Origin of the sequence: Streptomyces sp. NPDC059957 (assembly GCF_042730015.1) — a bacterium.
Taxonomy (GTDB): domain Bacteria; phylum Actinomycetota; class Actinomycetes; order Streptomycetales; family Streptomycetaceae; genus Streptomyces.
Window position 1 is genome coordinate 1 of the sequence record NZ_JBHWMB010000142.1, and the last position, 9,375, is coordinate 9,375.

A 9,375-nucleotide genomic window follows, 5' to 3' on the forward strand; every position below is an offset into this window, starting at 1 on the left:
GGATGCCCCGAGGGCCACGGTCCCCACGGGCATCCGGCGGCTTCCCGCGTCCACGGCGCGACACGGCGCGACTGCAGCCCGCGCGGCGACGGGGGGATCGCCGCGCGGAACGGACCGCGCGCGATGCCAGCATGCCCGTTCGGGCAACGGAACCCAGGCGAAGCCGTTGCGCAGGCACGGGAGGTGGGAACGTGACCGCTCAAGCGGTGGGCACGAAGGCTCGCTCGACGTTCGCGGGGCGCGGGTCCGCGGAGGCGCCCGCGGACCCCGCCGGGGTCGCGGACGCGTCCGGGGCCGCGACCTCGGCAGGGCCCGGAGCGGGCGCAGGGGTCGGCGAGGCAGCAGGGCCCGGAGCGGCCGCCGACGCGGTGGCGGCACGGAGCGCGGCAGCCGCCGCCGGGCAGGGTCCTCGCCGCACGGATCCGGAGCTGCTGCTCGCGGCCTCGGTGCTCTTGGCGGACGCGGCCCTCACGGCGAAGCAGGCGGGCGCCGAGCTGACGGGCGCGCTCAGCAGCTGGCGGCTGGGGCTGGAGGCGCTGCGCCGCCCCGCCTGGGCGCTCGGTACGGCGGTGTCGTGCGCGCGTGCGCTGACCAGCCCGGCGGGCCTCGGATTCGGGGCCAACGGCGGCCTGGCCGGGGAACTGGCCCGGATCGCGGGGAACTTGACGTACCGCAGGCCTGCCGCCGTGGCGATGGCCGTGGACGCCTTCGCCCTGCGGATCAGGGCGATCGCCTCCGACCACCCCAATCTGGACTCCCCGCTCGCCAGGCGGCTGACCGACGCCATGGTGGCCGGGAACCGGCTGGAGGCGCTGCGCGCCATGCACGCGCTCGTCGAACGCCTGGGTGTCACCCGGGCCCTGACCACGATGAGCCCCGTGATCATGGAACTGTCCGCGCTGCTCGGCCTGCTCGACGAGAACCCGGTCAACGACGACTTCTCCTGGGTGACACTGGCCGGCGGAGTGCCGACCACCGATCCGTTCCTCGGGCTGCCGAGCACGCTGCTGAAGTACCTCAACCCGGGCCCCGGCCGGGCCGAACGGGCGGACGCGGACTCCATCCTGGCGAAGGTGCTGGCCACGTCCGGCAACGACATCGTCAGCTACGTCAACGACATCGGCGCCCTGGGCAACCACGGGCTGGTGCTGCTGCGCCGCGTCGAGTGCGCGGACGGCGCCGTACGGCACGTCCTGCTGCTGCCCGGAACGAGCTTCGGCCTGCTGAGCAACAGCACTCCGCAGGACCTGGTCGGAGCCTTCGACGGGCTGCTGCGCACCGATACGACGTACACGCGCGCCGCGCGCAAGCTGCTGATGCGGGCCGGGGTGCCGGCCGGGTCGGAGCTCATGATCGTCGGACACAGCCTGGGCGGCATGACCGCGATGAACCTCGCCGCGGACGTAAAGGTCTCCTCCCGCTACCAGATCACGCACGTGATCGCGGTGGGCTCGCCCATCGACGGCAAACGGCCCGCCGACCACACCACCCAGGTGATCAGCCTCGTCAACAACCACGACGTGATCCCGATGATCGACGGCCGCGGCCCCGCCTCGCCCAACGACATCCCGGCGAGCTGGGTCGAACTGGCCTGGCTGGACGAGTCGTACGACTACCCGCTGTCGCACGCTCCGCAGGCCTACTCGGACACCCTGCGCGGCCCCATGGCGCACCACCGGGAGAAGGTCAACGCGCTGATCGGCGCCTACGACGGCCGCATCGTCGGCAACCAGCCCTACATGCTGCGCGACAAGTGACCCAGGGAGAACGCGAGATGACCCCCGACCACGACGGCGACCGCACGGCGAAGACCGCCCCTCGACCCCCCGGGACGGCCTGGGCCCTGGAGAACGCCGTGTTCACCGCGGCCATGGTCGCCCAGCGCCTGCCCTGGACGGACGCCGCGGCCCGCGCGCTCGGCCTGGAGTACCTGACCCGCGAAGGGGTGCGGCGCGCCCTGCTGGAACACCTGCGGCGCACCCGCTCCGGGTGCCTGGTCCAACTGCGGACCCCCTTCGGGAACTTCCTCGTACCGCTGACCCCGGCCGCGTCCGAAGCCCTCCTCGCCCGGGCGGACGAGGGACGGGCGCTGGAGCCCGCGGTCGGGCTCACGGCCGCCGGCCGGCGGTACGGGCTGTCCCCGCACACGGCGCTGACCTGGGAGACCGTCGCACCGGGAGGCGAACTGCCCGCGCTCGTGGCTCGGTACGTCGACGAGGCCGTCGAGGGCCGGCGCGGGGACGGCACCCTGGAGTGGCAGGCCTGGAGCCGGACGACGGCGGGGCTGGCGCGCCGCCTGGTGGCGGGCGGGGCGGCCGCCGAGGACACCCTGCTGAGCGAGATCGTCACCCGGGCCGCAGGGGCGGACGGCCGAGCTGCCCGCGCGGACTTCGAGGCCGCCCTCCGGCGCAGGACGGCCCGCTACCTTGAGAGCCCGGACCCGGACTCCCTGGTCGGCAGGCTGGTCGCGGCGGGAGCCTGCGCGGACACCGTGACCGCGGCGGTGGCCCACGCGCTCGCCCTGGTCACCGAGGCCGCCACCGCCACGACCCTGCACGCCCTGGCCCTGCACACCGTGGAACCGGCGGCCGCCCCGGAGGAGGCCGTGGCCCGGGCGCTGTGCCACTACCCCCCGGTGGCCGCCGCCGTGCACCGGGTACGGACGCCGTTCGTCTGGGAGGGCCTCGAGATCGTCGCCGGTACGGAGATCCTGTGCGCGCCGGGCTGGCTCCCCGCGCCAAAGGGCGGCGCCGGGCCGGGCGTCTGGCCCTCGGCGCTGTGCGGGGCGCCCGGCGCGTGCGCGGCGACCCGGCTCGCGGTGCTGGTCGCCGAGGAGCTCGTCCGCGCGATCACCGCGGTCGCCCGCCCCTTCCTGGTCTCGCCTCGACTGGCGGCCGGGCGGCTGCCTGGCACGCTCGAGGCGCGCTCCCTGCTCGTCTCGCTCCGGGAACTCCCGGGCGGCCGGGGCGACAGCCGGGTGACGGTGGGCGGGCCGGCGGCCCTGCCCGTCCCGGTACGGGGCTGCACGCCCGCGTCCTACGGGGCCTTGGCGCAGACCAGCGCCGACCGGCTTGCGGCGCACGCGGAGAGCCTCGAGGCCTGCGCCGGGGCCGAGGGGTGGGACCAGGACGAGGCGGGGGAGAGCTTCCGCATGGTCCTGCTCGACCACGCGGGACGGTGCGCGCGTGCGGCCGACGGCGTACGCAGGGCGGCGACCCGCCTGGCGGACTGAGGAGCGGGACCGGGTGGCGCGCGGTCGGCCGCCCGGTCACCAGAAGGGCGTCTCGCGCCTGCCGCGCTCCCTGTCCACCAGGGACTGCACGGCTTCCTGGGCCTCGTCGCACAGCAGGCGGGCCGCGGCCGAGCGGGCGGCGAACGACTCGGGCCGGGTCGGTACGGGGATCGGCTCGCCCACGGTGATGAGCCACTTCGCGGGCAGCGGGAAGAGCGGGGTCAGCGGAAAGAAGGGGAGATCGAACAGGCGCGCCAGGGCCGGGATCTCGCCGATTCTGGGGCAGGCCTCCTCGGCGCCGATGACGGACACGGGAACGACGGGCGCTCCGGCCTGGACGGCGGCCACCGCGAACCCGGGGCTGAAGGGGCGCAACCGGTAGCGCTCACGGAAGGGCTTCTCGAGGCCCGCGGTCCCCTCGGGAAACACCCCTACGAGTTCCCCGGCGGTCAGATGTTCCAGCCCGAGCGTCGGGTCGAGCGGAATGGCACCCGCTTTCCGGGCATACGAACCGATGACCGGAAAGCGGAAAACGGGAGAAGCCGCCGGAACGCGCATGGGGCGGTCCAGGTACCGGGTGAGTGCTTTGACGAGGAGGAATGCGTCGAGTCCCCAGGCCCCCGAATGATTGGCCACGAGCAGAGCCGGCCCTTCTGCCGGAACGTTCTCCCATCCGGTGACGTCGAGCCGGAAGTAATCGTCCATCAGCCAGCCGAGCAGCCGGTCCCAGGCACCCTCACCCGCCTGTTCCAGCCGCTCCCTCACGTACCGGAGTTCGGCGGTCCCCGTCTCGATCACACCGGTCACGCTTTCCGACACGAGTATTCTCCTTAGATCCCCCGGCCATCGGCGTCACCCTGGCGTACGGGCCGCGATATCGCAAATGAGAGATGCCATGACAACTTCCGCACCCGAATCCGCGATCGACTTGATCAGTGCGATCCTCATTGACATGTTCGAATTCCCGGCAGAGGAGGTTCAGGGAGGCGCCCGGATGGCGGATCTGCTCACCGACTCGCTCATGGTCGTGGAGATGGCGATCGTCCTCCAGGAGAGGCTGGGCACCAAGGTCGACGAGGACGAGCTACGCGCCCTCACCCTCGCCGAGTTCGCCGCAGCCCTCGAATCGCGCCGAACCGCTCACTGACGGACACGCCCGCGGCCGCCCCCGGGACCCTTGCCTCGCCGGTCGAACGGCTGCCTCCGGGGCACGGCCGGCCGGCGGGCGACCGGCGGACCTCCGGCCGGGCCCGCTAGGACCGGCCGGAGACCCACCGGGCCCGGCCGGTCAGAGACGACCTAGCGGGCGCCCGCCGAGGCGTGAGCCGCCGGAACCGACGCCGCTGCCGCCGCCGACGTCGCGTGCACCGCGTCGAGCTGGGTCTCCATGTCGTCGAGCGCGCTGCGCACCGCGGCGATCCGCAGCAGGAGTTCGTCCGCGGCGTCCGGCGGCGACTGCTTCGCCAGGAGCAGGGAGCGCTTCTCCTCCTTCTCGGCCTCGTCCTCCATCTCCCGCGCCTCCTCGAGGGCGTTGAGGACCACCCCGATCAGGACGTTGACCAGCACGAAGGATCCGAAGAGCACGTAGGAGGCGTAGTAGAGGAGGCTCAGCGGGGAGATGGCCAGCCCCGCGTGGACGGCGTCCCCGAGCCCTTCGAGCGTCATCAGCAGGAACAGGGTCAGCGCGGCCCGGCCGATGGACCCGTAGTGCTGGGGGTCGTGGCCGGCGAAGCAGATCCAGCCGATCATCGCGTACACGTAGACGATCAGCGCGCCCACGAACAGGAAACTGACGGTGCCGGGCAGGCTGCGGCCCACCGCGACCAGCAGGACCCGAAGCTGGGGCATGAACCGGGCGGTGCGCAGGACCCGTGCCAGTCGCAGCAGCCGCAGGAGGGTGGTGTTCTCCCGGAGGAACGGGATGAAGGCCGAGGAGACGACCAGCAAGTCGAAGATGTTCCAAGGGTCTTGGAAGAAAGCTTTCGGCCGGTCGGCGTGAGCGCCCAGGCGGATCAGCATCTCCAGGGTGAAGGCGATCACGCAGAAGCGCTCCGTCGCCGAAAGGAGAGCGCTGTACTCGGCGGAGAAGCCGCTGTACGTCTCGGCCCCCAGAAGTGCGGCGTTGAAGAGGATCACCGCGAAAACGGTGAGCGAGAACGCGGGCGCCTCGCACACGTCACGGCAAGGTGCGGCAAGCCTTCCACGCCAGGTGTCCACCGCGGTCGGGTCGGTCATCGTGCTCCCTCGTACGGGCCACCGGCCGACCCCGGCCCCGCACGCGCCGGCTGCGCCGCGACGGAAGACGAGGCAGCCGAGGCGATGTTCATGTTCCGGGTCGTGTAACGCCGTACGGGCGAATTCGAGACGCCCTGGAGCGCGACATCGCCCGATCGGGGCCCCGTCCCGCCCCGCGGGGGCCGGGGCCCGGCGTGCAGGATGGGCGCATGACGAGTCGTGACGGTGGGACCGGACAGGCATGGGCCGCGTTGGGCGGCCCGGAGGAGCTGGCGGGGCGGGTCGGCTACCAGGGGCCGAGCGGGCTGGGGGACGGGCCTCTGCCCGTACGGGAGCTCGCGCGGGCCACCGTGGGCGCGTGCGCGCTGGCCGCCGCGGAACTGGCCGCCGCACGGGCCGGGGGCGGTGCGGACGACGTGGCTCCGCTGCTGATCGACGAAGGGGCCGTGGCCACGGCCTTCGTCAGCGAGCGCCACCTGCTGGTGGACGGCCGGGCGCCCGTCACCTTCGCGCCGCTGTCCGGCTTCTGGCGGGCCGCCGACGGGTGGGTGCGTACGCACGCCAACTATCCGCACCACGAGAGCGCGTTGGTGCGCGTCCTGGGGGCCGGTACCCGGGAGGGCGTGGCCGGGGCGATCGCCCGGCGGCGGGCGGTGGACGTCCAGGAGGAGGTCTACGCGGCCGGCGGGCTGGCGGTGTCCGTGATGACGGAGGGCTACGGCGCGCCGCAACCCCTCGTGGAACGGACCGTCTCGGGTCTGCGCGGGCGGCCCCTCGGGGCGGTCGACGCGGGCGCCGCTCTGCCGATGGCGGGGGTGCGGGTCCTCGACCTGACCCGGGTCATCGCGGGGCCGGTCGCCACCCGGACCCTCGGACTGCTCGGCGCGGACGTCCTGCGGATCGACTCCCCGGGACTCCCGGAATCGGACGACGCGTACGCGGACACCGGCTTCGGGAAGCGCTCCGCCCTCCTCGACCTGGCGGAGGCGGGGGACCGGGCGGTGTTCGACGGACTGCTGGCCGGGGCCGACGTGGTGGTGACGGGATACCGGCCGGGGGCACTGGAGCGGTACGGGCTGGGCGCGGAGGAACTGCTCGCGCGGCGGCCGGGGATCGTGGTGGCCGAGCTGTGTGCGTGGGGGTGGCGGGGCCCCTGGGCGGGCCGCAGGGGGTTCGACTCGCTGGTGCAGGCGGGGTACGGCATCTCCGCGGCCTGCGGTGACGGACACGGCCCCGGGGTGCTGCCCGCGCAGGCCCTGGACCACGGCACGGGGTACCTGGCGGCCGCCGGGGTGCTACGGGCACTCGCGGAGGGCGGCGGACAGGCCCTGCGGTTCTCCCTGGCGGGGACGGCGTCGGGGCTGGTCCGCGAGGTCCCCGGGGCCGGCGCCGCGGTACCGGGGTACGCCCCGGAACCGTGGCTGCGCGAGGCCGCCTCGGGATACGGGCCGCTGCGGTACGCGGCCTCGCCGCTCGGGGGCCGCGGGTGGCAGCGGGGCCCCTCCCGCTGGGGGACGGACCGGCCCGTCTGGCTCTGAGGCGGGGGCCGTCGGCGCGCACCAGGGCGGGGCCCCGGCCAGGGTGTCGGCCGGGCCCCCGCGGGGAGGTGCGGACCGCCTCCGGGGTCTGGAGGCGGCGGCGTCGCACGGAACGGGTGAGGAGACTGGTCAGGGTCAGGTGCTCACGCCCTCCGGAACCGGACTAGAAGTAGACGTTCCAGGTCACGCTGGCCGAGGAGGACTTGCCCGCCGCGTCGGTCACGGTCAGGGTGCTGCCACCGAAGCCCCAGGTGGTGGGGGAGCCGGTGATGGCACCCGTGGCGCCGTTGATGCTCAGGCCGGCCGGCAGGCCCGTGGCCTTGAAGGCGTACGGCTTGGTGCCGCCCGTGGCCTGGAGGGAGAGGGAGACCGGCTTGCCGATGTAGACCGTCTGGTTGCCCGGGTTCGTCAGGACCGGGCTGGTGCCCGTGACGGTGCTGACGGTCCAGGAGAACGTCGCGGAGGCGGCCTTGCCCGCGTTGTCCGTCGCGGTGACGGTCACGTTGGAGGTACCGGCCGTGGTGGCGGTGCCCGAGATGGTGCCGGTCGCGGAGCCGATGCTCAGGCCGGCGGGCAGACCCGTCGCGGTCCAGGCGTAGGGCGCGGTGCCACGGCTGGCCTTGACCGTCAGGTTGGCCGCGGCGCCGACGGCGGAGCTCTGGCTGCCGGGGTTGGTCACGGACAGCGCCGTACTCGCGGTCGTGATCGTCCACGAGAAGGAGGTGGAACCGGTCTTGCCGGCGTTGTCGGTGGCGGTGACGGTCACGTTGGAGGTTCCGGCCGTGGTGGGAGTGCCCGTGATGGTGCCGGTCGAGGAGGCGATGGCCAGCCCGGCGGGCAGGCCCGTCGCGGACCAGACGTAGGGGGCCGTGCCGCCCTCGGCGCTGTTGCGCAGCTCGGGTATCCGGGCGCCGATGACGCCGTTCTGGGCCGAGACGGCGGCGACGGTGACGTTGCCGGGCTGCGGGGTGGTGACGACCAGGGCCAGGTTGAACCTGGTCAGGGCCTCGACCACGGGCTGGAAGATGGTGAACTTCTCGCCGCTGCCCGAGGTGCAGGTGGCACTGCCGCCGCCGGAGTGCAGGCCGACGCCCTTGCCGCCGGTCGCGGTGACGTACGCGCCGCCCGAATCGCCGCCCGCGGAACAGGCGTTGGAGTACGACAGGCCGTCGATGACCACGTTCCCGTAGTCCACGCTCTGGTTGACCTTGGTGACCTCGCCGCACCGCATGCCCGTGGTCTGCCCGGAGCGGCAGATCGCGGTGCCGACCACGGCGTCGGCCGAGCCGGTGACGGCGATGGCGGTGTGGGTCGAGTCGCCCGCGACGTACGGGGAGAGGTTCCACCCCGACTGGTCCACGTCGACGACGCCCATGTCGCCTTCCCGGGCGTTGATACTGCTCTGCCCGTCCTTGTTGGACGTACCCACGCGGGTCCCGTCCTTGCCGTAGGCGGCCTGGTTGACGTCGTTGGTGCAGTGACCTGCCGTCAGGAAGGTCTTGGCGCCCCCGGTGACCCGGGTGGCGGCGAAGCCGATGGAACACGGGCTCTCGCTGCCCGGCACCCACTTGTCGCCGCCGGTGACGTCGGCCTGCTGTTGCGGCCTGTCGGAGGTCTCCGTGACGTGGACGATGCCGCCCATGGCGGCGAGGCGGGCCACGAAGGCGTCCGTGGAGGCGTTGCGCGCCGTGCGGTCCACCGTGACGTCGATCCGGTTGTTCCGGACGTCGGGACCCCACGCGACCACGCCCGCGATCCCGTCGCCGATGTCGCGGCTGACGGTGCGGGTGGTGGCGGCCAGGTCGGCCCGGCTGTAGCGGGCCTGCTGGGCGACGGCGCCCGCGTTCCGTACCAGCGCCGCGTCCGCCGCGTTGGAGACGGCCGCGTTCAGCCGGCCCGTGGAGGAGTCGAACCACATGCCCGCCACCCGGTCGCCGACCCGGCCTCGGATGAGCGTGGCCGCCTTGGCGGCGGAGGCCTCGTCGGCGATCCGGTCGCGCACCTGGTCGGCGGAGAGCCCGAAGTCGCGTTGCATGGCCTGGAGGAGCTGCGGGTTCACGGACGGTCCGGGCTCGGCGGTCGTGGTGGCGTGTGCGGGGAGGGCTCCGAGGCCGCCGAGCGCGACCACGGCCGTGACCGAGGCTGCCGTGATGGAGGCCCACTTGGACCTGGTTGACAGATTTCGCACGGAAATCCCTTCATGGGGGGCCGGTACCGGAGGGGTAGGCCGGTACGGATGCACGTCCCGTGGGGGAGCACGGGACCGTTCTCGTCCCCCGGAGCCCGCAGTTCAGGGGAGCCGCTTCCGCCGACTCCGGGGTGGCCAACAGAGTGATCCCGGGCCGGTGCCGGGAGCATCGGAGGAATCCC

General features: G+C 73.6%; 7 protein-coding genes. 4 read left to right on the plus strand and 3 right to left on the minus strand.

Annotation, left to right across the window (positions count from 1 at the left end; translation table 11 throughout):
* Positions 1-191 precede the first annotated feature (191 nt).
* Positions 192-1,757 (plus strand): hypothetical protein, encoded by a 1,566-nt coding sequence (locus ACFWBW_RS40845; RefSeq protein ID WP_385384700.1) that lies wholly within the window; start codon positions 192-194, stop codon positions 1,755-1,757.
* A 17-nt stretch (positions 1,758-1,774) separates the two neighbouring features.
* Positions 1,775-3,232 (plus strand): hypothetical protein, encoded by a 1,458-nt coding sequence (locus tag ACFWBW_RS40850; RefSeq protein WP_385384703.1) that lies wholly within the window; start codon positions 1,775-1,777, stop codon positions 3,230-3,232.
* 36 nt (positions 3,233-3,268) lie between these two features.
* On the opposite strand, the gene ACFWBW_RS40855 is transcribed toward ACFWBW_RS40850, so the two are convergent.
* Positions 3,269-4,051 (minus strand): lysophospholipid acyltransferase family protein, encoded by a 783-nt coding sequence (locus tag ACFWBW_RS40855; protein WP_385384705.1) that lies wholly within the window; start codon positions 4,049-4,051, stop codon positions 3,269-3,271.
* Positions 4,052-4,127: 76 nt separating this feature from the next.
* Here ACFWBW_RS40855 and ACFWBW_RS40860 point away from each other — a divergent pair, with 76 nt between their 5' ends.
* Positions 4,128-4,379 carry an acyl carrier protein gene (locus tag ACFWBW_RS40860; RefSeq protein WP_385384708.1) on the plus strand — a complete coding sequence of 84 codons (252 nt, stop codon included), beginning with the start codon at positions 4,128-4,130 and terminating at the stop codon, positions 4,377-4,379.
* A gap of 152 nt (positions 4,380-4,531) precedes the next feature.
* On the opposite strand, the gene ACFWBW_RS40865 is transcribed toward ACFWBW_RS40860, so the two are convergent.
* Positions 4,532-5,467, minus strand: coding sequence for an ion transporter (locus tag ACFWBW_RS40865; RefSeq protein WP_385384710.1), 936 nt, complete (start codon positions 5,465-5,467; stop codon positions 4,532-4,534).
* Positions 5,468-5,676: 209 nt separating this feature from the next.
* Here ACFWBW_RS40865 and ACFWBW_RS40870 point away from each other — a divergent pair, with 209 nt between their 5' ends.
* Positions 5,677-7,005, plus strand: a complete 1,329-nt coding sequence (locus ACFWBW_RS40870) for a CoA transferase (protein ID WP_385384713.1) — start codon at positions 5,677-5,679, stop codon at positions 7,003-7,005.
* Between the two features lie 163 nt (positions 7,006-7,168).
* On the opposite strand, the gene ACFWBW_RS40875 is transcribed toward ACFWBW_RS40870, so the two are convergent.
* Entirely contained in the window at positions 7,169-9,193 is a 2,025-nt protein-coding gene (locus ACFWBW_RS40875) for a putative Ig domain-containing protein (RefSeq protein WP_385384716.1), read from the minus strand.
* Between the last annotated feature and the right edge of the window lie 182 nt (positions 9,194-9,375).

Bases quoted from the DNA above. Each gene is read 5' to 3' on its own strand.
- ACFWBW_RS40850 (WP_385384703.1), top strand. From the start codon at position 1,775: ATGACCCCCGACCACGACGGCGACCGCACGGCGAAGACCGCCCCTCGA.
- ACFWBW_RS40860 (WP_385384708.1), top strand. From the start codon at position 4,128: ATGACAACTTCCGCACCCGAATCCGCGATCGACTTGATCAGTGCGATC.
- ACFWBW_RS40865 (WP_385384710.1), bottom strand. From the start codon at position 5,467: ATGACCGACCCGACCGCGGTGGACACCTGGCGTGGAAGGCTTGCCGCA.
- ACFWBW_RS40870 (WP_385384713.1), top strand. From the start codon at position 5,677: ATGACGAGTCGTGACGGTGGGACCGGACAGGCATGGGCCGCGTTGGGC.